22 protein-coding genes are annotated in these 24993 nt (G+C 66.0%); 6 read left to right on the forward strand and 16 right to left on the reverse strand.

What is annotated here, in order from left to right; all coding sequences use genetic code 11:
- Positions 1-98 precede the first annotated feature (98 nt).
- The 6 genes from NF551_RS13290 to exaC form a co-directional block, all read right to left on the reverse strand.
- Positions 99-791, reverse strand: a complete 693-nt coding sequence (locus NF551_RS13290; protein ID WP_227894186.1) for a nucleotidyltransferase family protein — start codon at positions 789-791, stop codon at positions 99-101.
- 116 nt (positions 792-907) lie between these two features.
- A complete protein-coding gene (locus tag NF551_RS13295; RefSeq protein WP_227894185.1) occupies positions 908-1207 on the reverse strand; it encodes a DUF4193 domain-containing protein in 300 nt (99 codons plus the stop codon).
- Positions 1208-1456: 249 nt separating this feature from the next.
- On the reverse strand, positions 1457-1858 hold the full coding sequence (locus NF551_RS13300) for a YtxH domain-containing protein (protein ID WP_227894184.1): 402 nt from the start codon (positions 1856-1858) through the stop codon (positions 1457-1459).
- A gap of 107 nt (positions 1859-1965) precedes the next feature.
- Complete coding sequence (locus tag NF551_RS13305; RefSeq protein WP_227894183.1) at positions 1966-2367, reverse strand: DUF779 domain-containing protein; 402 nt, start codon at positions 2365-2367, stop codon at positions 1966-1968.
- Entirely contained in the window at positions 2367-3386 is a 1020-nt protein-coding gene (gene adhP, locus NF551_RS13310; protein WP_227894182.1) for an alcohol dehydrogenase AdhP, read from the reverse strand. Before adhP ends, NF551_RS13305 begins: the two co-directional genes overlap by 1 nt.
- A 58-nt stretch (positions 3387-3444) precedes the next feature.
- Positions 3445-4968 carry an acetaldehyde dehydrogenase ExaC gene (gene exaC / locus NF551_RS13315; RefSeq protein ID WP_227894181.1) on the reverse strand — a complete coding sequence of 508 codons (1524 nt, stop codon included), beginning with the start codon at positions 4966-4968 and terminating at the stop codon, positions 3445-3447.
- A gap of 192 nt (positions 4969-5160) precedes the next feature.
- On the opposite strand from exaC, the gene NF551_RS13320 reads away from it, so the two are divergent.
- Positions 5161-6825 (forward strand): DHA2 family efflux MFS transporter permease subunit, encoded by a 1665-nt coding sequence (locus tag NF551_RS13320; protein ID WP_227894180.1) that lies wholly within the window; start codon positions 5161-5163, stop codon positions 6823-6825.
- Here NF551_RS13320 and NF551_RS13325 read toward each other — a convergent pair.
- Both NF551_RS13325 and NF551_RS13330 read right to left on the reverse strand, forming a co-directional pair.
- Entirely contained in the window at positions 6822-8150 is a 1329-nt protein-coding gene (locus NF551_RS13325) for a GAF domain-containing protein (protein WP_227894179.1), read from the reverse strand. The genes NF551_RS13320 and NF551_RS13325 overlap by 4 nt on opposite strands.
- A 259-nt stretch (positions 8151-8409) precedes the next feature.
- Positions 8410-9837, reverse strand: a complete 1428-nt coding sequence (locus NF551_RS13330) for an FAD-dependent oxidoreductase (protein ID WP_227894178.1) — start codon at positions 9835-9837, stop codon at positions 8410-8412.
- Positions 9838-9975: 138 nt separating this feature from the next.
- Here NF551_RS13330 and rarD point away from each other — a divergent pair, with 138 nt between their 5' ends.
- A complete protein-coding gene (gene rarD, locus NF551_RS13335) occupies positions 9976-11013 on the forward strand; it encodes an EamA family transporter RarD (protein WP_227894177.1) in 1038 nt (345 codons plus the stop codon).
- 99 nt (positions 11014-11112) lie between these two features.
- Here rarD and NF551_RS13340 read toward each other — a convergent pair whose 3' ends face one another.
- The 4 genes from NF551_RS13340 to NF551_RS13355 form a co-directional block, all read right to left on the reverse strand.
- Positions 11113-12606 (reverse strand): CAP domain-containing protein, encoded by a 1494-nt coding sequence (locus NF551_RS13340; protein ID WP_227894176.1) that lies wholly within the window; start codon positions 12604-12606, stop codon positions 11113-11115.
- Positions 12607-12855: 249 nt separating this feature from the next.
- Positions 12856-14427, reverse strand: coding sequence for an APC family permease (locus tag NF551_RS13345; RefSeq protein ID WP_227894175.1), 1572 nt, complete (start codon positions 14425-14427; stop codon positions 12856-12858).
- Positions 14424-15323, reverse strand: a complete 900-nt coding sequence (locus NF551_RS13350) for a universal stress protein (RefSeq protein WP_227894174.1) — start codon at positions 15321-15323, stop codon at positions 14424-14426. Before NF551_RS13350 ends, NF551_RS13345 begins: the two co-directional genes overlap by 4 nt.
- A gap of 4 nt (positions 15324-15327) precedes the next feature.
- Positions 15328-16698 carry a flavin monoamine oxidase family protein gene (locus NF551_RS13355; protein ID WP_227894173.1) on the reverse strand — a complete coding sequence of 457 codons (1371 nt, stop codon included), beginning with the start codon at positions 16696-16698 and terminating at the stop codon, positions 15328-15330.
- A 159-nt stretch (positions 16699-16857) separates the two neighbouring features.
- On the opposite strand from NF551_RS13355, the gene NF551_RS13360 reads away from it, so the two are divergent.
- Positions 16858-17526, forward strand: a complete 669-nt coding sequence (locus NF551_RS13360) for a TetR/AcrR family transcriptional regulator (RefSeq protein WP_227894172.1) — start codon at positions 16858-16860, stop codon at positions 17524-17526.
- 96 nt (positions 17527-17622) lie between these two features.
- Here NF551_RS13360 and gabT read toward each other — a convergent pair whose 3' ends face one another.
- On the reverse strand, positions 17623-18978 hold the full coding sequence (gene gabT, locus NF551_RS13365) for a 4-aminobutyrate--2-oxoglutarate transaminase (protein ID WP_227894171.1): 1356 nt from the start codon (positions 18976-18978) through the stop codon (positions 17623-17625).
- 152 nt (positions 18979-19130) lie between these two features.
- On the opposite strand from gabT, the gene NF551_RS13370 reads away from it, so the two are divergent.
- From NF551_RS13370 to NF551_RS13380, 3 genes are all read left to right on the forward strand, one after another.
- Positions 19131-20546, forward strand: coding sequence for a PucR family transcriptional regulator (locus tag NF551_RS13370; protein ID WP_227894170.1), 1416 nt, complete (start codon positions 19131-19133; stop codon positions 20544-20546).
- A gap of 82 nt (positions 20547-20628) precedes the next feature.
- Complete coding sequence (locus NF551_RS13375; RefSeq protein WP_227894169.1) at positions 20629-21261, forward strand: putative glycolipid-binding domain-containing protein; 633 nt, start codon at positions 20629-20631, stop codon at positions 21259-21261.
- Positions 21262-21357: 96 nt separating this feature from the next.
- The gene (locus NF551_RS13380) at positions 21358-21792 is read left to right on the forward strand and encodes a hypothetical protein (protein WP_227894168.1); all 435 of its coding nucleotides are present in this window, start codon (positions 21358-21360) and stop codon (positions 21790-21792) included.
- A 39-nt stretch (positions 21793-21831) separates the two neighbouring features.
- Here the strand turns inward: NF551_RS13380 and NF551_RS13385 are convergent, their stop codons facing one another.
- The 3 genes from NF551_RS13385 to NF551_RS13395 form a co-directional block, all read right to left on the reverse strand.
- A complete protein-coding gene (locus tag NF551_RS13385) occupies positions 21832-22842 on the reverse strand; it encodes a polyprenyl synthetase family protein (RefSeq protein ID WP_227894579.1) in 1011 nt (336 codons plus the stop codon).
- Positions 22843-22929: 87 nt separating this feature from the next.
- Positions 22930-24276: a geranylgeranyl reductase family protein gene (locus NF551_RS13390; protein ID WP_227894167.1), complete on the reverse strand. Its 1347-nt coding sequence runs from the start codon at positions 24274-24276 to the stop codon at positions 22930-22932.
- A gap of 1 nt (position 24277) precedes the next feature.
- On the reverse strand, positions 24278-24985 hold the full coding sequence (locus NF551_RS13395; RefSeq protein WP_227894166.1) for a demethylmenaquinone methyltransferase: 708 nt from the start codon (positions 24983-24985) through the stop codon (positions 24278-24280).
- Between the last annotated feature and the right edge of the window lie 8 nt (positions 24986-24993).

A 24993-nucleotide genomic window follows, 5' to 3' on the forward strand; every position in this document is an offset into this window, starting at 1 on the left:
CGGTGCCCCACGTGTTGACGAGATTCAGCGTGGGTGGATACTCCCCTACGAACGGTCCACTTTACCCGAAGCCCGGGCCCGGCGGCGACGTCCACCACTCAGGCCCCCGGACCGTTCACGGAACCGGACCCGGGCAGGGGGCCGGAGCTGGGCAGGGGGCCGGACCCGGGCAGGGGGCCGGAGCTGGGCAGGGGCCTCTTGAGCAGGATCAGGTCCGCCGGGGTGTCTATGTCCAGACCGTCGGGCTCGCTGCCGCACTCCACCAGATCCACCAGACCCGGGTGGGCGGCCAGGAACGTCCGGGCTCCGGCGTCTCCCCGCGCACCGGCAGCAGCGGCCCGGGCCAGCTGCGGTGCGAACAGCACGGGATGGCCTCGTTTGAGTCCCCCGTTTTCCAGCCGGTATCCCGCGCAGGAGACCCGTGCAGGTGCTCCGCGGGAAATCAGGCGGGCCACGGTCTGCACGCTCAGCCCGGGCTGGTCCGAAAGCGCGACGAGGACCGGTTCCTCGGGCGCCAGCCGCAGCGCCTCCGCCGTGCCGGCCCGGAAAGACGAACCCATGCCGGTTTCCCAGTCCGGGTTCGTCAGGACATGGGCACCGGAGAGGTTGGCCGTGGCCCGGACCCGCCGCGATTCGGCCCCAAGAACCACGATGACGCGCGAACAGCCGCCTCCCGCCAGCACACCGGCAAGATGCTCGATGAGGGGAGCACCGTTAAACGGCAGCAATGCCTTGGGGCCCAGCCCCAGGCGGGTTCCGCTCCCTGCCGCCAGGAGAACCGCACTAACCATGTCCCGAACACAAACACACCGGATGCCTTAACCACAACTGCCGCACGCGGATGAACCTGTGCGGCAGCTGCATGGGGCCGCGGCGGACGCCTGCCGGCCGGGCGGACTCAGCGGATTCAGCCCTCGCAGTCCTTGCAGTACTTCGTGCCGTTCTTCTCCAGCGCGAACTGGGAGCGGTGGCGTACCAGGAAGCAGGAACCGCAGGTGAATTCGTCCTCCTGGGCGGGCACTACCCGGACCAGGAGCTCTTCGCCGGAGAGGTCGGCCCCTGGCAGCTCGAAGGCTTCGGCAGCCTCGGATTCGTCGACGTCAACCACGGCAGACTGCTTGTCGACCCGCCGGGTTTGGAGCTCCTCAATGGACGCAGTCCCGGTGTCCTCTTCAGTCTTGCGTGGTGCGTCATAATCCGTAGCCATATCCAGGCTCACTCTCCAATGCGTGGTGGGTGGGGTCGATCCAAGCAACCCGATGGTAACCGGTACCCCCGGTGCTGGAGGTGCACCAGTGCAATATACGCGACACATTGCGCTCTTCGCGCAAACGCGGACGCATCCGGGGTCCAGCCGCGGAGATGACCGATGACCCGGGACAGCACTATGCCCGCCCCGGATTCCGGGACGGGCATAGTGCGTTAAGCCTGCCTGGCAGCAGCCAGGTCCAGCAGGCTACTGTCCGTCAGGCTGGGGACGTGCCGGATTCATGGTGGACCCGCCGCCGGAGGTGTGCGAATGGTCCGCCGGGTTCGACGTGCCCGCCACGGGGGACGCTCCGCCGCCGTTTGAGCTGCCGGAGCCCGACCCGCTGCCGCTCCCGCTGCCGGACTTGCCGGCCATGTTGTCCTTGGCCCCGGAGGCTGCATCCTTGGCTGAGGATGCAGCGTCCTTGGTCACCGAGGAAACCTTTTCCTGGATTCCCGGGGCCTTCTGCTTTGCCCAGTCGGTGCCCTGGCTCACTTTGTCCTGCACCTTGGGATCGTTCCACAGCGACTTGAGCTTCTCCCGGCCTGCCTGGGAACCAATCAGGTATCCCACGCCGATTCCTGCCAGGAAAGTCATCTTCTTAACCATGGTGCTCCTCATTCCCGCCCCGTCCGAGGCATCATGATGTACCGGTTCTCCCGGCGGCGGAAACCCGCCGCAAGGAATTAAACAGCAACCTTACTACCTGTTTCCCGTCAGGGCACATCCAACAGCCGCGACCGGATCAGGAACCGCTTCCCCTCCGGTGCCTCGACGGAAAAACCGCTTCCCCGTCCGGCAACGACGTCGACGGTCAGGTGGGTGTGCTTCCAGTACTCAAACTGTTCAGCCGACATCCAGAACCCGATCTCTCCGCCGTCGAGGTTGAAGGTGCCGAGCAGCACGTCCGCATCTGAAGTAATGAAGTCCCCTTCGGGGTAACACATGGGTGAGGAACCGTCGCAGCACCCGCCGGACTGGTGGAACATCAGCGGCCCGTGCTGCTCCCTGAGCAATCTCAGCAGGTCCCTCGCCGCCGCTGTCAGCCCTACCCGGGAAGAGGTTTCCCCGGGCAGGGCCGGCGCGGCGTCCAGGACGGCGCCCCGTACCGGTTCCATCAGTACTGGACCACTACCCGTCCGTCGATCCGGCCGGCAGCCAGTTCGTCGAGCACATCATTGATGTCCTCCAGCGGACGCGTGGTGATTCGCGGGTGGATCAAGCCGCGGTCGTAGAAGTCCAGGGCTTCAACCATGTCCTGGCGCGTGCCTACGATCGAACCGCGGATGGTCAGGCCCTTGAGCACGATGTCGAAGATAGGAGCAGGGAAATCCCCCGGGGGCAGCCCGTTGAACACGATCGTTCCGCCCCGCCGGGTCATTCCGATCGCCTGGCCGAACGCGGAGGGATGCACTGCAGTAACCAGCACGGCGTGCGCTCCCCCGGTCTGCGCCTGGACGGCTTCCACCGGATCCCCGTCCAACGCGTTGACGGTCACTTCGGCACCGAGCTCGCGGGCCAGGGCCAGCTTGTCTTCGGCGATGTCGACGGCGGCAACCCGCAGCCCCATGGCCTTGGCATACTGCACGGCAATGTGCCCCAGCCCGCCGATGCCGGAAATCACCACCCACTGTCCCGGACGCGCTTCGGTCATCTTCAGGCCCTTGTAGACCGTGACGCCGGCACAGAGCACCGGAGCGATCTCCACCGGATCCGCTCCGTCCGGGATATGTGCAGCGAACTTGGCGTCCACCAGCATGTATTCCCCGAAGGACCCGTTGACGCTGTAGCCGCCGTTCTGCTGCGCCTCGCACAGCGTTTCCCATCCGGTTCGGCAGTACTCACAGACACCGCAGGCGGACCAGAGCCAGGCGTTGCCGACCATGTCCCCTTCCTGGAGTTCCATGACGCCCTCTCCCACCGACACCACGCGGCCCACACCCTCATGGCCGGGAATGAACGGCGGGGTGGGTTTCACCGGCCAGTCTCCCTGCGCGGCATGCAGGTCCGTGTGGCAGACGCCCGTGGATATGAGCTTGACCAGGACCTCTCCCGGCCCCGGACTGGGAATTTCTGTTTCGCCCACGGTGAGCGGTTCACCCAGGGCGTTTACGACCGCGGCCTTCATATGTTCCATGACGATCTCCTTTAGTGGGGGCTGCTGTTTGCGGGACTGGCAGGTGGAACCGGAGTGGCTAGAAGAAGCCCTGCTTGGATTCGGCGTAGCTGACCAGCAGGTTCTTGGTCTGCTGGTAGTGGTCCAGCATCATGGCGTGATTCTCGCGTCCGATGCCGGAGGACTTGTACCCGCCGAAGGCCGCATGCGCGGGGTACGCGTGGTAGTTGTTCACCCAGACACGTCCGGCCTGGATGTCACGGCCGGCACGGTAAGCGGTGTTGCCGTTCCGGGACCAGACGCCTGCACCCAGACCGTAAAGGGTGTCGTTGGCGATCGCCATGGCCTCACCGTAATCAGAGAACCGCGTCACCGACACCACCGGGCCGAAGATCTCCTCCTGGAAGATGCGCATATTGTTGGTGCCCTCAAAAACGGTCGGCTCAACGTAGTAGCCGCCGGCCAGATCGCCGTCGAGCATGTTGCGCTTGCCTCCGGCGAGGACCTTGGCACCTTCCTGCCCGGCGATGTCCATGTAGGAGAGGATCTTCTCCAGCTGGTCGTTGGAGGCCTGGGCACCCACCATGGTGTTGGTGTCCAGCGGGTTTCCCTGGATCATCTGTGCGGTCCGGGCCAGCGCGTCGTTCATGAAGCTGTCATAGACGGACTCCTGCACGAGGGCCCGGGAAGGACAGGTGCAGACCTCGCCCTGGTTAAGGGCGAACATGTTGAAGCCCTCCAGCGCCTTGTCGTAGAAGGCATCGTCCTGCGCGGCCACGTCGGCAAAGAAGATATTGGGGCTCTTTCCGCCGAGCTCCAGGGTGACCGGAATCAGGTTCTGGCTGGCGTACTGCATGATCAGGCGTCCGGTGGTGGTCTCACCGGTGAAGGCGATCTTCCGGATCCGCTTGGATGAGGCCAGCGGTTTTCCGGCTTCAACGCCGAAGCCGTTGACGATGTTCAGCACGCCGGCGGGCAGCAGGTCCGCGATCAGTTCCGCCAGCACCAGGATCGAGGCGGGGGTCTGCTCTGCGGGCTTGAGCACAACGGCGTTGCCGGCTGCGAGCGCCGGAGCCAGCTTCCAGGTGGCCATGAGGATGGGGAAGTTCCAGGGGATGATCTGTCCCACGACGCCGAGCGGCTCATGGAAGTGGTACGCAGTGGTGTTGTCGTCAATCTGGGACAGTGTGCCTTCCTGGGCGCGGATGGCACCGGCGAAGTACCGGAAGTGATCCATTGCCAGCGGCATGTCGGCGGCGAGGGTCTCGCGAACGGGCTTGCCGTTGTCCCAGGTCTCGGCGACGGCCAGCATCTCGAGGTTCTCTTCGATCCGGTCGGCAATCCGGTTCAGGATGTTGGCCCTTTCGGCCACTGACGTCTTACCCCAGGCCGGTGCTGCCTTGTGGGCCGCGTCCAGGGCCAGGTCAATGTCCTCGGAGGTGCCGCGGGCTACCTCGCAGAAGACCTTGCCGGTCACGGGCGATACGTTCTCGAAGTAGCCTCCCTTGACGGGGGCCACCCATTCTCCGCCAATCCAGTTCTCATACCGCGGTTTGAAAGAAACCAGTGAGTCATTCTGGCCTGGCTGCGCGTAAACGGTCATGACTTGTCTGCTCCTCATTTTGAGCGTTGGTACACGACCTCTGTGTCGTGTTCCGTCGATGACCCGAACAGTACGCAGGCGGACGTAGCATCTGCGTAGCAGGCGGGTTTGCGCACCGTCTGGCGGGTTTCGACAGACAGGATTATGGTTACCTAGGGCAATTTCTCACTGATCGAGATATAAGGACAGCTAATGAGTTCCGCACAAAGTGGCAGCAGTACCGCACCGGGGGCCAGCCGCTACATCCGCTACCGCTGGTGGGGCCTGCTGGCCATTAGCCTCGGGGTAGCGATGATCATCATGGACGCCACCATCGTGTCCGTGTCTGTTCCCTCGATTGTCGGTGACCTGGGTATCTCCAGTACCGAGATCCAGTGGGTACAGGAGATTTACACCCTGCTCTTCGCCGCGCTGCTGCTGACCTGGGGCCGGATTGCAGACAGGGTGGGCCGGCGCCGGATCATGCTGATCGGCGTCGTGCTCTTTGTCGCCGCCTCGGTGCTGTGCGCGCTCGCCGAATCCGGCGGAATCCTGATCCTGGGCCGTGCACTGCAGGGCCTGGGCGGCTCAATGATCCTGCCCACCACCCTGGCGCTGCTGAACGCTAACTTCCAGGGCCGGGACCGCGGCATTGCCTTCGCAGTCTGGGGATCCACGATCGGCGGCATGGCAGCCATCGGCCCCCTGCTGGGCGGCTGGCTGACCGAGAATGCCAGCTGGCGCTGGGCCTTCGGCATCAACATTCCGGTGGGCATGCTGGTGGTTGCCGGGCTCCTGCTGTTCGTGGCGGAATCCTCAGAAGCCGTGACCGGCGCCGCCCAGCGCCTGGACCTCGGTGGCGCCGCGCTGTCCATCCTGGGCTTCGGCGCGCTGGTCTTCGGCCTGATCGAGGGCCGAAGCTACGGCTGGTGGAACGCCACTGAGGACGCACCCTTCCAGGTCGGGTCCCTCTCCCCCGTGCCGGTGGCCTTTGCAGTGGCCGTGGTGGCGCTGGCGAGCTTTGTGCTGCTTGAGCGGTCGCGCACGAACGCCGGCAAGGGCGTCATCCTGGACCTCTCGCTGTTCCGCATCCCGTCCTTCGCCAACGGCAACGTGACCGCCCTGATTGTGAGCTTCGGCGAATTCGGGCTGATCCTTTCGCTGCCGTTGTGGTTCCAGAATGTGCTGGGCTATACCGCCTTCGAAGCGGGACTGGCATTGCTTCCCCTGGCGGTTGGGTCCTTCCTGGCCTCCGGCGGCGTTGCGTCCCTGGCACGCAGGTACAGTCCCGTGGTGGTGGTGCGGATGGGCCTGGCCCTGGAAATCCTCAGCATCGCCGCGCTGGCCCTATTGATCCGTCCGGACAGCACCGCCTGGCTCACTTCCCCGATCCTGCTCTTCTACGGCATCGGCGTCGGCCTGGCCACCGCGCAGCTGACCTCGGTGATCCTGGCCGAAGTTCCGCTCGCCAAGAGCGGCCAGGGTTCCGCTACCCAGAGCACGGCCCGGCAGACAGGGTCAGCACTTGGCATCGCGGTACTGGGAACGGCGTTCTTCACCACGCTGCGCACCGGAACCGAGAACCAGGTTGCTGACGCGGTTGCCGGTGCCCCCCAGCTTGCCGGGGCCGTTGATTCGGTGAATGCCACCTCGGGCGGCAGCATCACGGCCCTGGCAGCAGATCCCCAGACCGCCTTCATTGCCGACGCCGCCCGGGATGCCATGACCAGCGGCGCATCCCTGGCCGGCTGGATCGCCGCCGGGGCACTGCTCATCGGTTTCCTGACCAGCCTGCGGATCAAGCCGGTCATCGGGCCGCAGGCCGGCGAGCCTGCCGGCGTCCGGGCAACGGATGACGGCGGAGAAGCCCGCTCCTAGGCCAGGTCGCGTTCGATCCGCTGCAGCCCCGCGACGATCGCCGCCCGTCGCGGGGAACGCCGGGGCAGCAGCTGCAGCGCCAGGCGCCACGCCTCGGCGTCGTCCATTGCTTCGTCGAGCTTGAGGTACTGCAGTACAGTCTCGACCCCGGCTTCAGACAGAACCGCTTCGCGCAGTTCGGCGCCCAGCCTCCGCCGCAGTTCCACGATGCCGGGAGCCAGGGAATGCGGCAGCACTGGGCCCTTGTAGATGTTCAGTGCCAGTCGGTGCGCGCCGCGCGAGAGGCAGGCGCGAACCTGCCCGGCGTCGAGCACCAGGTCCGCCGGCAGACGGTACGGCCGTGACTCGGGCACAATACGTGCCGATGCCGAACGGGAAAGGAGCTTGCGCAGCCGCAGCATTTCGGCCCGGACACTGCCCACCGAGGCTTCCTCCGGATACGCAAGCACCGCAAGTTCCTCGGCGGTAAGACCGCGCGGATGCAGGGCCAGCAGGGTCATCAGCTCCGAATGGCGCAGGCTCAGCTGCAGCCGGGTCCCGTCCACGCACAGCACGGCGGCATCCGTGCCGAGGATTTGCAGGCTGTCCTGGTACAGGCCGGGCCGCGGCTCCCGGGCCGTACTGTTCCGCCGCCCCTGGGGCCGCTGCTGGCTCTGCAGGCGTTCGACCCGCAGCTGGGTTGTGGCGGCAGCGACGGCGGCTTCGACCAGCGCGAGGGTGTGGACGGCGACAGCCTCTTCCTTGCCGGTAATGTCCACCACGCCCAGCACGCTCCCGGAGTCGGGGTCGTGGACGGGAACCGCGGTGCAGGACCAGGGATGCACCTGCGGGCTGAAGTGCTCGGCTCCCGCGATCTGCACACTGTGTCCGGTCACAAGGGCGGTACCGGGAGCACTGGTGCCGATCGAGTTTTCGGACCAGTCGGTTCCGGGCATGAACATCATGCCTTCCGCCCGGCGCAGCAGCTCGGGATCACCGTCGACCCAGAGCAGCCGTCCCAGCTGGTCCCCTACCGCCACCAGCAACCCGCTGTCCTTGCCCGGATCAACGAGCAGGCGCTGGATGACGGGCATGATCGATGCCAGCGGGTGGGAGGCGCGGTAGACGGCCAGTTCGTCGCCGTCGAACACCAGGGCAGGAGCCGCCGCATCCGGATCAGGCAGGTGGCTCAGCGACCGCTGCCAGGATTCCAGGACCCCGGGCCGCAGCACATCCAGCACCCGGCCCTGTGTCCGCAGGCTTTCATGCGCCAGCCAGGCGTCCTGCTGGAGTGATTCCGCCGTCCGGGGCTTCCGCCCGTGCACGGCACTTCGAGTGTGCTGCACCGTCCAACCTATCCGCGCTGATAAGGAGACCGCTCACTCCGGCAAGCCATTGCCGGGGCAGCCAGGGGCTGCCCGTCCATGGTGACACGGCTCACGTTCCAGGGCCAGCCTCCCAACGGTGCCGGCTCACAGCAGTGCCGGTCTCACAGCAGTGCCGGTCTCACGAGGGCGTGCAGTACCCGCTTAAACGTCTGTTGCCAGGACGCGTGGTGCGCCCTGGCAACAGATCTGCTCAGTGAGGAGAAGCGGGAGACGGCAGCTAGCCGGCGTCGCCGCGGGAGATCCGGGTCATTTCCTCGCGGTCCACGACCTTGACGCGTTCGCGGACCAGCTCACCGATGCCGGGATCGCCGTGGACGTAGCTGGCTCCGAGGGATTTCTCGTAAGCATCAAGCCGCTTCCAGCCTTCCCAGGTGGTGTATTCGACGCCGCGCTCTTCCAGCAGCGAGATGATGGCACCGGGGTTCGGCTCTTCGGCTGCGGGAAGGGTACGCCGGTCCTCCAGCAGGTAGCCGATGGTCTCAAGTGCGTCGCCCTTGGTGTGGCCGATCAGGCCGACCGGTCCGCGCTTGATCCAGCCGGTCGTGTAGATGCCGGGAACCGGTTCGCCGCTGGTGTCCACCACGCGGCCGCCTTCGTTGGGGATCACGCCGCGGCGGGAGTCGTAACCAACCTCAGGCAGTTCGGAGCCGAAGTAGCCCACGGCCCGGTAGACGGCCTGGACCGGGTAGTCCACGAATTCCCCGGTGCCGCGCGCGTTGCCGGTACCGTCGAGCTCGGTGCGTTCCATCTTGATGCCGGCAACCTTGCCGGGAGCGGACGGATCTTCCTGGATCTCCACCGGCGAGTGCAGGAAGTGCAGGTGCAGCCGGCGCGAGGCACCGGTGTCCTGTTCCTCGACCAGCCAGTTGGTCAGGGTGTTGACCATGGTCTTGGTCTGGTTGTTTGTACGGATCTGCTCATCCGAGGCTTCGTCGAACTCGAAGTCCTCGGGGTAGAGAACGATGTCCACGTCGCGGGAATGCGAGAGTTCGCGCAGCTCCAGCGGCGTGAACTTCACCTGTGCCGGCCCGCGGCGGCCAAAGACGTGGACGTCGGTGACGGGCGACTTCTTCAGGCCCTCGTAGACGTTGGACGGAATTTCGGTGGTCAGCAGGTCATCGGCATGCTTGGACAGGATCCGGGCGACGTCGAGGGCCACATTGCCGTTGCCGATCACCGCGATCTCTTTGGCATCCAGCGGCCAGTCACGCGGCACGTCCGGGTTGCCGTCATACCAGGACACGAAGTCCGCACCGCCGAAGGAACCTTCGAGGTCGACGCCCGGGATATTCAGCGGCGCATCCTTGAGCGCCCCGGTGGCGAAAATGATGGCGTCGTAGAAGTGCCGGAAGTCCTTGAGCGTGAGGTCGCGCCCGTAGTTCACGTTGCCGAGGAAGCGGATGTCGCCGCGGTCCAGGACCTTTTCCAGGGCGTTGACGATGCCCTTGATACGCGGGTGGTCCGGAGCCACTCCGTAGCGGATCAAGCCGTAGGGTGCCGGGTACTGGTCGAAGAGGTCGATGCTGACTTCGAAGTCGCGGTCGGCTTTGGTCAGGATGTCTGCCGCGTAAACGCCGGCCGGACCAGCACCGATAATTGCGACCCGCATGGGACGCTTCGAGCTGTCCGGAGCTGAGTTAGACACGTATAGTCCTTCTTCTTGGGAGTCGTGGCACGCAATAGGCGCACAGTTATCTATTCTAATTGCCCCCGTTCGCGCCGTCTAAATGACAAGCCTGCTGCCCCGGGGAATACGCGCAGGGCGTAGTGCGTTACACGGCGTATGCCCCATGAGCCGACAGCCGGCGCTTCTGCCGCCGATGCACCCGTATCTCCCCCCGCGGCTTTCGCGGACCCGCCTGCAGCAGTCCGGGACGGAGCAGGGCGCCGTACCCCGGCGCCGGCAAATGACGAGAAGCTCAGCGGATCGGGCCTGCTTTTTGGAATCGGTGCCTATGGCATCTGGGGATTCCTGCCGCTCTATTTCCTGCTCCTGGAGCCGGCCGGCGCTTTGGAGATTGTGGCGGCCCGGATCGTTTTCTCGCTCGTGTTCTGCGCCTTGCTGCTCTCGGTCATGCGGTCCTGGCACAAGGTCCTGGCAGCCGGCCGCGACCTTCGCCTGCTCGGCACGCTCAGCCTGGCGGCAGTTCTCATCGCGGTGAACTGGCTCGTTTTTGCCTGGGCAGTCTTGAACGGCCATGCCGTCGAGGCGGCACTTGGCTACTTCATCAACCCGCTGGTCTCCGTGCTCCTGGGCGTGTTCCTCCTCAAGGAGAAGCTGCGGCCGCTGCAGTGGGCCGCCATAGCCGTCAGTTTCATTGCTGTACTGGTCCTGGCCCTGGGCTACGGGAACGTTCCCTGGGTGTCCCTGGCCCTTGCCTTCAGTTTCGGATTCTACGGCCTGGTCAAAAAGGGAGTGGGAGGAAAAGTCGACGCCGTTTCCAGCCTCTCGATCGAGACTGCCGTCCTCGTGCCGGTTGCCGCCGCAGTACTGGTGATCATGTCCCTGAACGGGAGCGGAACCCTGCTGACCTTCGGACCCGCCCATTTCTGGCTGCTCGCAGGATCAGGGATCGCCACCGCCGTGCCGCTGATCTTCTTCGGCGCCGCCGCGGGCAGGCTCCCGCTGACTACGATCGGCATGCTGCAGTACCTGGCGCCCATCCTGCAGTTCACCATGGCCCTGCTGGTCTTCAACGAGGCCATGCCGCCGGAGCGCTGGGCCGGTTTTGGACTGGTCTGGCTGGCACTGGCGATACTCAGCATCGACATGCTGGGATCCCAGCGCCGGTCCCGGCTGCGCAGGGCGGCCATGGCCTAGGACTTTCCACGCTTCTGCCCGGCCCTGCCGGGAACGGACAGACACGGACGAACGGCGAAGGAGCAATCCTTCGCCGTTCGTCTGTCCGGGGGCAGATCGCTAACCCGCCTCAGTGGGGTGCCTGCGGCGGAGCAGCAGGAGCGCGGCCGCTCCCCCGAGCACCATGAAGGCACCTGCAGCAGCGGTCAGGGCCTGCCCCGGCGCGACACCGGTGGCAGCCAGCGCCGCCGGCGCGGCCGTGGCGGCCGGTGCCGGTGCACCCAGCACCGTCACAACCGGCTGCACGGAGAAGGACTGCCATCCGGCGAGTGTTCCCTCCAGGGTGTACAACGCCACGCGGTGCTCTCCCGCCTCCAGGCTGGCCGGGATCTGAACCGGGAGCGTCCCGTCCGCGTTGACGCTCAGGATGCCGGCCTTAATGGGCGTGGAGTGCAGGAATACCTGGTACTGCTCGCCGGGTGTGAGGCCCGTCAGGCGCAGTTGGCTTCCGGTCGCCTGGGCGGCAAAGCTGCCGCGGGTCCCGGGTACCAACAGTGCCGGATCGCTGGTTTGCAGTTCGGTCCGTGCCCCCGCCGGTGCCGGAGAAGGCGTTTCGGCGGGATCCGGATCCGGGGAAGCGGACGGTTCCGCGGGCGCTTCCGGCACGGGTGCGGTGACCGCTGGTTCAGCCGGTGCCGGTGCCGGCAGTTCCGCCTCCGTCGGCGCGGTGGGCGCAGGCTCAGCCGGCGGCAACGGTGCGGGGAGGGTTGGAGCGACCTCCGGGACGGCTTCCGGTGCCGGTGCCGGTTCTGGCGCCGGGTCGTCAACGGGAGAGGGTGCCGGAGCCGGGTCCGCCTCAGTCCCGGCAGCCGGAGCCGGGTCCGCCTCAGTCCCGGCAGCCGGTGCCGGTTCGGGCGTCAGTGCCGGCTCCGGCGTCTGTGCCGGCGTTTGCGCAGGCGTTTCGACCGGCTTCTGGGCCGGCGTTTCGGGCGCATCGGTCGCTGGCTGCGCAGGCGTCTCCGGCGTTTCGGCCGGTTTGTGCGTCTGCATCTGCTCGGCAGGCTGCGTTTGAGCCGGTGTCGGTGCCGGTTCAGGTTCCGGCGCCGCAGGGGCGGGCGCGGGCTGCTCGTACTGGCCGAAGTTGACGGTCGCCAGGTAGACGCCCTTGTTCGGCCCGGAGGTGAGCAGGACAACTCCAATACCCAAGTCGGTGTCCGCGGCCCGGAGCATGTTTGCACGGTGGGGCTCGGAGTTGACCCACCACTCAAAGGCCTGGTCCACGCTCATGTTCCAGGCGATGTTCTCTGACCAGTGCCTGGCGCCGACCGGATACTGGGAGGCGAAGGACGGATTGTGGGTGAAGGTACCCGCCCCGTCCCTATTGGCTGTCTGCGCAGACCTCAGCGTCCAGTCCTGCGCCACGGCCGCGATTCCGTTGTTCCACACCAGGGGCTTCAGCGCGTGCTTTGCGCGGTAATCGTTGACCAGGGTGTGGAGCCGGACGGCCGCCTGGCCGTCTACTGCCGTGGCGGACGCCGCCGGCAGTGAAACGGCGGTCGCCCCCACCGCCAGTGCGAGCGCAGTAAAAACGCCCGCGAGTTTCCTCAATCGCATTGCTTTGTAGTCCTTGCCTCGAGACCCGCGGATTTCCCCGTGGAGGCCTGTCCTGCGCAGCCATCCCCAAAACGGCCGCGACACGCCGCGTAATTACGGGGTGCTTGACATGCAATGTAATCGAGGACACTCGAATTTACAATCTTCACATTGGCTAACTCTCTTCACTTTCATCCCGTAAATCACGGCAAAAGCAGAAAGGAACTGCAGGAGCACCGGGCTCCTGCAGTTCCTTTGAAGGCAGCAGACCTAGACGTTGGCCGCGCCTGCTTCTTCCGGAGCCTGCTCAGCGGCAGTGCCGGAGTGGCCGACGCGGAGCGTCTCGCCCTGGAAGAATCCGGGGTTCCGGCGGTACATCACCAGCATCAGGACGGCACCAAGTCCGATCACGCCCATTCCCAGGACGAAGACCAGGCCAACGCCGCCCAGGGAAGATCCGGAACCGTAGTCAGGATCCATGGAGTCCACGGCTGTCTTGGCGAACATCACGAACAGGATCACGCCGCCCAGCCCCGGGGCAAGGATCTTCAGCAGGAAGCTGCGGACGGAGGTGAAGGCTTCCCGGCGGAAGTACCAGACACATGCCAAGGCGGTGATGCCGTAGTAGAAGCAGATCATCAGGCCCAGGGCGGTGATGGTGTCCCACAGTGCATTCTCAGACAGGAGCCTGGTGATGACGTAGAAGCCTGCTGCAGCCACGGCTGCCGCGACCGTGGCGTAACCGGGGGATTTGTAGGCCGGGCTGATCCTGCCAAAACGGCCGGGCAGGGCACGGTAGTGCCCCATGGCCAGCAGGGTCCGCGCCGGCGAAACGAAGGTCGACTGCAGGGACGCCGCCGAACTGCTCAGGATGGACAGTGACATAAGGATCGCGAACGGACCCATGACAGGGCCGGCCAGGACCGCAAAGATGCTCTCCTGGTTCTCCGGGTTGCCTGCTCCGAGCTCTCCGTCTCCTACACCTGCATAGGAGATCACCGCCAGGGCGATCATCATGTAGATCAGCACGATCACGAAGACTGTGGCAGTGGCGGCACGGCCCGGCGTCCGGTCCGGATTACGGGTCTCCTCATTCATGGTCAGGGTGACGTCCCAGCCCCAGTACACGAAGATCGACAGCGAGACTCCGGCAGCAAAGGCGGAGAAGGACTCAACCGCGAACGGATTGAACCAGTCTGCGCTGATCTGCAGCGGATCGAACGCCGTGCCCTGTGCCACGTGGATAAACGCAGCCACCGAGAACCATGTGAGCACCACCAGCTGGAAACCCACCAGGACATACTGCACGGTCTTGGTGGTCTCAACGCCGCGGTAGGAAATCCAGCAGGCCAGGGCAATGAAGGCCAGGGTGGTAGCAATGTTCACCGGAAGGTTCCGGGTCAGGTCTGCCAGCGCATCGTTGCCCGTTACCTGCGCGAGCATGAGGTAGAAAAAGTCGACTGCCACCGCAGCAAGGTTGGAGAGCACGATGATAGTCGCCGCAATCAGCCCCCACCCGCCCATCCAGCCCACCCACGGCCCGAAGGCACGTGTTGCCCAGGTGAAGGAGGTGCCGGAATCCGGCATGGCCGTGTTCAGTTGCCGGTAGCCGATGGCCACGAGGATCATCGGAATGAAGCCCACCAGGAAGATCGCCGGGAGCTGGACTCCAACTTCTGCGACCGTCGGGCCCAGCCCTGAGGTGAGTGTGTAGGCCGGGGCGATGCAGGAGATGCCAATGACGACGGCGCCCAGGAGGCCCACCTGCCCGCCTTTGAGTCCCTTGCTGCTCAGGCCGGTGCCCTGGGCACCGGCTGCGGATTTACGGGGCCTTGTGCTCATTGCGGTTCTCCTGGCTGGGTGTTGGGGAACTCCGGGCCCAACGGCGCGGGTCCGGTGTAGTTGCGCGGCACCACCACCATGGGAACGGGCAGGCTGCGCAGCACCTTGGATGCCGTGGGGCCGATAAAGAGCTGGTTTTGCCGGGCAAGGCGGCTGGATCCGATCACCAGGATCTCGCCGTCGTCGAATTCCATGCCGTCCACGGCGTTCTCGATGGTGCGGCCCTGGGCCGCCTCGCCGGTAACCTCGCTGCGTCCGGACGTGAGGACCTTGGCACGGGCCACCCGGTCGGCGATGTGCAGCCGGGCTTCGTCCATGGCAGCTCCGTCCTGGGAGTCCACCGCGAGCATCGATACGAGCCGCAGCGGCAGCCCCCGGCGTGCTGCGGATTCCGAGGCGACCTCAAGCACGTCTTCGGCACCCCGGCGCTCCCCCACGGCGCAGGTGATCCGCGAAATCGGGGCCACCCGGCTGTAGCCGCGCGGAGCGAGCGCCACGGGGATGTGGGCCGCGTGCAGCAGGGCGTTGGCAACGCTGCCGATGGTGAAGCGTTTGAAGAGGCCGTTGCTCCCGGCGCCTACGACGATGAGTTCGGCACCGAACTCGGCTGCCGCATCGATCAGTCCGCGGGCGTCCGAATCCGCGGGACGGATATGGCCCCGGGCCTCGACATCTTCCGGGACCAGGGCCAGGGCCTCGTCCAGCCAGGTCCGCATCTGTTCGGCCAGCAGGCCGGCATAGGAGCGGTCCGGCGGATAGACCGCTGTGTAGGGGGATTCCTCGGGATCCACCATCACCACGTCCAGTGAAGCGCCCTGGCTCCGGGCAATGGCGCAGGCCAGGTTCAGCGCGTCCCTGCCCCGTTCAGTGGCTGTATAGCCGACGACGTAACGCACGGCGTCAGTCTTCGAACCGCGCGATGATGCGCTCTGCCGTCAGCGCGCCCATGCGGACGGCACCGTCGACGTGCTGGTAGCCCTCCGCCGCCAGATCGGAGCAGGACCAGTAGATTGGCCCCACCGGGGCCAGCTGGTCCGGTCCGTACCGGTGCAGGCCGCCGAGGTCATAGCTGGCGGCGTAGGCGCCGCGGGTCCATTCCTCCGAACCCCAGTCAGACTCGTAGTAGACCTCGGGTGCCAGGGCCTGCTCCCCCAGGTAGCCGGCAATGGACTCCAGGATCGCCGTCTTGCGTTCCCCGGCGCTGAGCTCGAACATGGCATCGGCTTTTTCGTCGGAGACAAAGCCCACCAGCGTGCCGCGGGGATCGCCGTGGTTTGTGTTGTCATAGACCTCCTGCACCAGCTCATGGGCGCCGAAGCAGGTACCGGAGAGTCCTGCCTCCCGCCAGAACGGCGTCGCATAGACGGCGTGGACCTTGATCACCAGTCCCAGGGACTGGTGCTGGTGCATCTGGTGCTGCCGGCGGGGCAGGGGCGGGTCAAAGGAGACGCGGGAGTAGAGGTTCGGCGGGACCGCCATGATGGCGTAGCGGGCGGTGACCGTGACGCCGTCGGCCTCAGCCGTGACCGAGGTGCCCTCCGGACCGTCGGACCAGCGCAGCGTACGCACCGGAGCGTTGAGTACGACGTCGTCGCCCAGCTCAGCGGCCATGCGCTCGGAAACCTGCTGCATGCCGCCCGCCACGCGGCGGTCCAGGATGAAGTTCTCGTCCACGAGGTTGGAGAAGGACCCCGCCGAGGCTGCCATGAGCAGTGCCTGCAGTACGGAGAAGGAATGGGCCGGTTTGGTGAGCATGCCGCCGGCCACGAACAGGCCAATGTTGTTGCAGGCTTCCTCATCCTGTGATTGGCTGCGCAGCCACTGGGAGAACGAAACCGTGTCCAGTTCACGCGCCTGGGGATGTGTCCACGGCGCCGCCGGATCGGTTTGCGCGGTCATTGCGTCCAGGAGCTCGATCAGCCGCTCCATTTCCTTCGCTGTCGACTCCGCTACCGGGAACATCTCCCCCGAGTAGCGCACGGCGCGGCGGTCGGAGCCGATGTACACGGATTCGCCCTCGCGGTAGCGCGGGAACGTTTCCAGGCCCAGTTCCTCCACCAGTTCGCTCAGCGCTTCCTGGTCCGGTGAGATCCACTGTCCGCCGATCTCCAGGAAAGCGCCGTCGACGGTATCTGACCAGGTCCGCCCGCCAACGCGGCTGCGGGCTTCAAGCACGGCTACGGTCAGGCCAGCGGCCTTCAGCTTCCGCGCTGCCCTCAGGCCGGAAGGTCCTGCACCAATGATGACGACGTTACGTTCCAGGCTCTGCACTGTGTGTCCTCTCTCGACGGCCGCATACGGCCGCGCCATGCCATAAATGAATACGATTCATTTAGTCGACACTCTAGCCGACCGCAGCTGCGCGCAGAGAGGCGTGTGCGAATATTAATTTTTGGGATACCCAAGCGCCCGTGACCTTTGGAGGAACACATGCCGGCACCACGCGCCAGGCGAAGCGCCGGACGCCCCCACCAGCGTGTGCTCACCCAGGAGAACATCACTGCGGCGGCCCTTGAGGTCATTGGCAGCCGGGGTTACGAGGGCTTCACCATGTCCTCGCTTGCCGCAAAGCTCCAGGTAGCGCCCTCGGCCCTGTACAACCACGCCGCCTCGAAACAGGAAGTCCTTCGCTGGATCCAGGACGACCTCATGGCGGAAGTCGACGTCTCCGCGTTTGCCTCGGAACCATGGGAGCAGGCAGTCCGCGTCTGGGCCCGCTCCTACCGCAGCGTCTTCGTCCGGCACACTCCCCTGATTCCGGTCATCGCCGTCCTGCAGGTCAGCGGCGCGCCGCGGACGCTTGCCATGTACGAGGCAGTCACGGCCGGATTCCTCCGGGCGGGATGGCAGGAGGCCGCCATAGTTCCGGCTATCGTCGCGCTGGAATCCTTTATTTTCGGCTCAGCGTTCGACGCCGTTGCGCCCGAGGACATTTTCGACACCGGCTCGCTGGCGGACCAGAGCCCGCTTTTCACCTCGGCCGTCGCAGCAGCCCACGCCCGGGAAGGCGGCAAGGGTGCCGAGGAGGCTTTCGAAGCCGGTTTGGATGCGGTGGTCCGGGGGTTTTCGGGGCAGCTTCCCGTCCCCGGCCACGCTTGAAGATGAGACCAGCGCGCTGCTGACAAAACTGCTGACAAAAGAGGGCGGCCCCCGGAAATGTTCCGGAGACCGCCCGTTAATCCTTGCCGCTGCAGCCTAGGCCTGCGCGCGGATCGCTGCTTCCAGCACGTCAAGGCCGTCCGAGAGCAGTTCGTCGCTGATCACCAGCGGCGGCAGCAGGCGGATGACGTTCCCGTAGGTGCCGCAGGTGAGGATGATGACGCCCTCGGCCAGGCAGGCCGCGGCGATCGCCTTGGCTGCTTCGGCGTTGGGAGCCTTGGACCCGGGCTTGACCAGTTCAATGGCCAGCATGGCGCCGCGGCCGCGGACTTCGCCGATGACGCCGGTCTTTTCAGCGGTCTCCTGCAGACGGGGAACGGTTAGTTCCTCAATCCGGCGTGCACGGCCGGCAAGGTCCTGTTCGATCATGGTTTCGATGACTGCCAGTGCCGAGGCGCAGGCCACCGGGTTGCCGCCGTACGTGCCGCCCAGACCGCCGGGGTGGACGGCGTCGAGCAGGTCCGCCCGGCCGGTCACCGCGGAGAGCGGCATGCCGCCGGCAATGCCCTTGGCCATCGTCATGATGTCCGGAACAACACCTTCGTGGTTCACGGCGAACCACTCACCGGTGCGGCAGAAACCGGACTGGACTTCATCCGCGATGAAGACGATTCCGTTTTCCTTGGCCCAAGCTGCCAGGCGGGGAAGGAAGCCCTCCGCGGGGACGATGAAGCCGCCTTCACCCTGGATCGGCTCGATCAGGAGGGCAGCAAGCTGGTCGGCGCCGATCTGCTTCTCGATGGCCAGGATCGCGCGCTCTGCGGCCTCGGTGCCGGTGATCTCCGGGTTCTCTTCACGGAACGGGTAGCTCATGGGCATGCGGTAGATCTCGGAGGCGAAGGGACCGAAACCGGTCTTGTAGGGCATCGCCTTCGCGGTCAGGCCCATGGTGAGGTTGGTGCGGCCGTGGTAGGCGTGGTCGAATGCAACGACAGCCTGGCGGCCGGTGGCCGAACGGGCAATCTTGATGGCGTTCTCCACAGCTTCGGCGCCGGAGTTGAAGAGCACGGTGCGCTTCTCGTGGGTGCCCGGGGTGAGCTCTGCCAGCTTCTCGGCGACAGCCACATAGCCTTCGTACGGCGTGACCATGAAGCAGGTGTGCGTGAACCGGGCAACCTGCTCCTGGGCCGCAGCGACGACGGCGGGATCAGAGGCGCCTACGCTGGTAACTGCGATTCCCGAACCGAGGTCGATGAACGAATTGCCGTCAACGTCCTGGATGATGCCGCCGTCGGCGTCCTGGACATACACGGGAACGCTGGACGCGACTCCCTTGGCGACGACGGCTGCACGGCGCTCATTCAGCGCAGCGGACTTGGGCCCGGGGAAGGTTCCGGTAATGTTCCGCTTCTGCTCCAGCCGGTAGGTCGGTTCAGTGGCTGATGTGCTCATGGTTCTGCCTCTCAAGGGAAAAGTGATGGGGGCTATAGGCCGCAGTGATCCAAATTTACGCTCCAGGCCGGAACTGAGGGACGGTCATCCGCACAACAGGGCCAGCCACTTGCCGTGCATCCGTCCAATCCGGACATCCTATAGTTGAACCCGTGCCTATCTCCCTCACCACCCTCCTCGATGCCGAAAACCTGGGTCTTGCGGTCAAGGGGACCGCACCCGTTGAACCCGTTGAAGTGCAGTGGGTAGCGGTGACCGAGCTCGAAGATCCGTCCCCTTTCCTGAGCGGCGGTGAAGTGGTTCTGACCACCGGCATCCGGCAGCGGACCGGTGCGGTGCAGCGCCGGTTCGTCGAGAGTGTGCACCGTGCAGGGGCACTAGCCATCGGCTTCGGTACCGGACTGAGCCAGGCCCGTGTGCCCGGACCCCTCTTGGAAGAAGCCAACCGCCTGGGCGTGCCGGTATTCGAGGTTCCCTACGACACCCCGTTCATTGCCATCGGAAAGCTCGTGGCCGACGCCTTGTCGGCAGACCACACCGAGCACCTGCGCGATCTGCTCTCTGGGCACCAGATCCTGGCCCAGGCGCTGCTCTCCGGGCAGGGCCTCGCCGGTCTGCTGCGGCAGCTGGGCCGCATCCTCGGATCCGAGGTGGCCCTCTACCGCTACGGCAGCCGCGTCTTCAGCACCGGGGAGCCTCCGGAAGGAACCCGCTGGCACAGCACGCCGATCGCCACCGGGATGCGGGACCGCTGCACCCTTGAAGTAGCTGAACCGTTCCGCCAGCCGGATCTGCTCGCCTATGCCCAGAGCCTGATCAGTGTGGAGCTGAACAACCTCTCACGCAGGCGGGCACGCGAACGCGTGGTGAACGGCCAGCTGCTGGCCGATGTGGTGGCGGGCAAGCTCTCCGGCCAGGACGCCGTCCACCGGCTGCGTGCCGCGGGAGTGGACACCGAGCGCCGCCAGCTGACCTTGCTGGTGGAGGCTGTCCCGGGCCAGGCTCGGCTCCTGCCGTCCCTGCCCCTGCCGGCACTCTTCGACTCCGCCGTCACTGCCATCTGCGAGGACCGGCTGGCACTCCTGGTGGCCGACGGCAATTCCACGGAGCTGGCCGCCGCGCTGGGTGGATACCTGCGGGAAGCGGGCATCACCGCCAAGGTGGGCGCGGGCGGCGCCTACGCCGAACCGGCGGGCCTTCGCTGGGGCTACTACGAGGCAAAGGAAGGGCTGCTGCGCGGCGCCGCGGTCAACGAACCCGACCGTCTGAGCCTGGCGTCGCTGCTGATGGCCAGCCGGGACGTCCCGCTGGCGGACCTCGCCGCGGAGGCACTGGACCCGCTGACGGACTTTGACAAGGCCCACGACGCGGAGCTGGTCCCCACTCTCGAGAAGTACCTGGCGCTGAATGGTTCGGTCGCCAAGGTCGCCCAGGCCCTGGGCCTGCACCGGAACACAGTGCGTTACCGGCTCTCCCAAATTGCTGACCTTTCGGGCTACGACCCGTCCGTCACGGCAGACCGCGTCCACCTGTACCTCGCGCTGAACGTCCGCCGGCTCGCCGGGTAGGCGGGCTTGGCGGTGCCGTCCCCTGCCTGGCCTCCGGCGGCACGGTTTTGTGCCCCTTTGTGCCGGACTTTACTCTGTAGGGATGGACTTGCCAGCGCAGCCCGCCAGGACCCTTCACTGGGCGGGCACCGACGACCCCGGCCGCCGGGATACCGCCGTCGTCTCCTTCCGCGAAACGGAACTGGCCGCCAGCGGCACGTCCACGTGCGATGACTACCGCGCAACCTGGACGCTGAGCACTTCCCCCGGCTGGGTGACACGCCGGCTGCAGGTAGAGGTGACGGGGCCGGACTGGTCGCGCTCCCTCGAACTGACACGCTCGGTCGACGGGCGCTGGGATTCCCAGGTGAGATCCTCCGGCAACCCTGACCTGCCTGAACCCGGCATCGAAGATCCCCTGGCCCTGGACAACGCGCAGGACTGCGACCTCGGTCTCTGCCCGCTGACCAACACCATGCCGATCCTGCGACTGGACCTGCTTAACCATGCCGCGCCGCCTGACGAGACACGGCTGACCATGGCGTGGGTGGAAATGCCCAGCCTGCGCGTACTGGCCAGCGAACAGGTCTACTCGCAGGTCTCCCCCTACCGCGAAGAACGCGGGAACGCGATTGTCCTTTACAGCTCCGCCACGCGCGGCTTCACCGCGGAACTCACGGTCGACGCCGACGGCGCCGTGATCGACTACCCCGGACTTGCCCGCCGGACCGGTTAGCTGCGCCCGTCACTGCCGGGAACCGGCGCGGACCTTCCGGCCCCGGCGCACGGCTAGGATTGAAGTACGCCCGCCTGCAACGTTGGAGATCCCCCAATGAGTGAAATGTTCCTGGAAAAGTTCCGCGCCCTGGTTCCGAAGTACCTTGAGGACAAATGGCGCCCCGAGGACGGCCTGGCTCCGGACGAGCTCGACGAGATCCTCGACGAACACGACTTCGACATTCCGCTGGTCCTGCGTGAGTTCTATCTGGCACTGGGCAGCTGCGAAGACCTGATGGAGGCCTACCACTTCTTCTGGGACCCCGACGAGCTCGAGGTCGAGGACGGCTACCTGCTCTTCCTGGAAGACGAGGACGAGAAGTTCGCCTGGGGATTCCGCGTCGACCAGCTGGCCGTGCCGGACCCGATCGTCTGGCGCCGCAACAACGCCCGCGGCGAGTGGCAGAGCGAAGAAGGCACCTTCAGCGAGTATGTCTTCGACATGTTCGAGTGGGTCTTCGAGGACGACGAAAACCTGGACGACCAGTAGTACCGGCCGCGGGTGCTGGGCACCCGCGGCGTACGGGCCTTACGCCTCGCGCTCCACGACGGCTTCGGCAAACGCTGCCAGGGATGCCTTGACCACGGAATCGGGCATCGGCTCCAGGGCTGCGACGGCGTCTGCAGCCCACTGGCGTGCGACGTCCCAGGCCTGGGCAGTGGCACGGTTGCCGCGGACTGCGGCAACCGCAGCAGCCAGGGCCTCATCCGATGTCAGGTCCGCGTCCACGAGTTCCAGGACCGCGGCAGCATCCGCGTCACCGGCAGCGGCGTTGCGCCGCAGCAGCAGGACCGGAAGGGTGGGGACGCCTTCGCGCAGGTCGGTGCCGGGCGTCTTCCCCGACTTGTCCTTCAGCCCGGCGACGTCGATGACATCGTCGGCGAGCTGGAAGGCCACGCCAATCTTCTCGCCGTACTCGACCATGATCTCGACAGTCTTCGCATCAGCCCCGCCGAACAGTGCACCCAGCTGGCCGGACGCCGCAATCAGCGAGCCGGTTTTTCCGCCGATGACGGACAGGTAGTGTTCCAGCGGATCCTCGCCGTCGGCCGGTCCCATGGTCTCCTGCAGCTGCCCCATGACCAGGCGTTCGAACGTGCGGGCCTGGATCGCCAAGGCTTCGGGACCCAGAACGGACACCAGGGAGGAAGCGCGCGCAAAGATCAGGTCGCCGGTCAGGACGGCCACCGAGTTTCCCCATACTTCGTGGGCTGTGGGGGCCCCGCGGCGCACCGGAGCCGAGTCCATCACGTCGTCGTGATAGAGGGTGGCAAGGTGGGTCAGTTCAACAACGACGGCGGAGGTACGAACCTCGGGCCCGCCCGGGTTCGGTCCCAGGTGGGAGGCCAGCAGCACCAGTAGCGGGCGGATACGCTTCCCGCCTGCTTCGAGCAGGTGCCTGGAGGTGGCGTCAGCGAAAGGGTCCGAGTTGGCAATCGCTTCCCGAAGCTCCTCTTCCACCTTCTCAAGACCGGACACGATGGCGGGCCCCAGGACAGGATCCTCGGCGAGGGGCGCAAATCCCGGCGGCAGCGCCATCTCAGCGTCCCCGAAGGCGTCCGGGCTGGCATTGGTGGATTCAGTCACTGTTCAAGGCTAACTTCTCGGCGGGACGGGTTGGCAGGGTTAGACATGGCCGGCCTCAGCGGCAGGGCGTGCACCCCGGGCCGGGGCAGGCACGGAGTCCTGGTTTGAAGCGGCTGGAACAAGCATTTCCATCAAGGCAATCACTCTATCCTCCACCCTCCGGGGCGATGCATCGGTGAGGTTCGCGAGCATCCGCACCACGAACTTCATCAGCACGGGGATCGGCATACCGGTGCGCAGCGCCAGTTTCATGACCGCGGGCTTGCCGATCAGGCCGGCAAAAATGCGGCCCAGGGTGAAGTGGCTGCCCCACTCGGACCGCACGCGGTCCGCATACCCGGCCAGGACGCCGTCGTAAGCGGCTTGTGCCGAAAGCATGCCCGGACGGGAGGCAGCCTGGCCGGCGGAGACAATGTAATCCGCCGCAAACCGGGCTGATTCCATCGCGTAGGAAATGCCCTCGCCGTTGAAGGGACTGACCATTCCGCCGGCGTCGCCCAGGAGCAGCAGCCCGGGCGAATAGTGCGGAGTGCGGTTGAAGCCCATGGGCAGGGCCGCTCCGCGGATTTCCCCCACCTGGTTCTCCGGGGTGAAGCCCCACTCCGGAGGCATTCCCGCCGTCCAGTCACGCAGGACCTTGCGATAGTCCAGCTTGCCGAATTCCTTGGAGGAGTTCAGGATTCCCAGTCCGACGTTGGAGGTTCCGTCTCCCACGCCGAAGACCCAGCCGTAGCCGGGAAGCGGATTGCCGGAGGCATCGGGCAGTTCCAGCCAGCCTTCCATCCAGTCGTCATTGGTGCGCGGGGACGTGAAGTACGTGCGCACCGCGACGCCGAGGGGCCGGTCATCGCGTTTTTCCAGGCCCAGGCTCAGGGCGGTGCGGCTGGAGTTCCCATCGGCAGCGAGGACCACGTCGGCGGCGAATTCGCGGGTTTCTCCCGTGCGCCGGCCGTTCTCGTCGAGGACATTCGCGCGCACACCGCAGACCCGTCCGGTGTCATCGCGCAGCGCCTCCGTGACGCTGTGCCGCTCCAGGATGACGGCTCCGGCAGAGCGCGCATGCTGCGCCAGTTCTTCGTCGAAGCCCAGGCGCGTGCGCACCAGTCCGTAGGAGGGGAAATCCTCAAGGTCCGGCCAGGGCAGCTCAACCGTGCGTCCCGCAGCGATCAGGCGCAGGCCCTTGTTCCTGCGCCAGCCCGCAGCTTCCTCATGCGGCAGGCCGAGTAACTGGATTTCCCGGACGGCGCGCGGAGTCAGTCCGTCGCCGCAGACTTTTTCACGCGGAAAGGACGTCTTCTCCAGTACGGTCACGTCGATCCCGGCAGAGGCCAGGTAATAGGCTGCGGTGGAGCCGGCGGGGCCTGCCCCGACTATCAGGACGCTCACGTCAGCCGGCGGTCCCGCCCGGCTTGACGGCGCGGTGGATCGCGACGATTCCGCCGGAGAGGTTGCGGTAGGCAACGTCCTGCCAGCCGGCAGCGGAAATCCAGGCTGCCAGCCCATCCTGGTCCGGCCACGCACGGATCGATTCGGCCAGGTAAACGTAGGCGTCCGGGTTGGAAGCCACCTTGCGGGCGATCGGGGGCAGCGCGCGCATCAGGTACTCGGTGTACATAGTGCGCCACACCGGTACCACCGGAGAGGAGAACTCAGCAATGACCAGCGTTCCGCCGGGCTTGGTCACCCGGTACATCTCTTCCAGGGCCTTCTGCGGTTCATTCACATTGCGCAGGCCGAAGGAGATAGTGGCGGCATCAAAGGATTCGTCAGCGAACGGCAGGTTGGTGGCGTCTCCGGCCACGAAGTCGATGTCCGGGCGGCGCCGCTTGCCCACCGTGAGCATGCCCAGGGAAAAATCACAGGCGACGACGCCGATTCCCGCATCGGCGTAGGGCTCACTGGAAGTGCCGGTGCCGGCTGCAAGGTCCAGCACGCGCTGGCCGCGGCGTGCACCTACTGCCTCGACCACCAGGCGCCGCCAGCGGCGGGTCTGGCCCAGGGACAGCACGTCGTTGACGATGTCGTATTTGGGTGCCACCTCGTCAAACATGGCAGCGACTTCATCAGGGCGTTTTTCCAAAGTTGCGCGCTTCACCCGCTCAT

The sequence above is a fragment of the Arthrobacter caoxuetaonis genome (assembly GCF_023921125.1).
In the GTDB taxonomy this organism is placed as follows: Bacteria; Actinomycetota; Actinomycetes; order Actinomycetales; family Micrococcaceae; genus Arthrobacter_B; species Arthrobacter_B caoxuetaonis.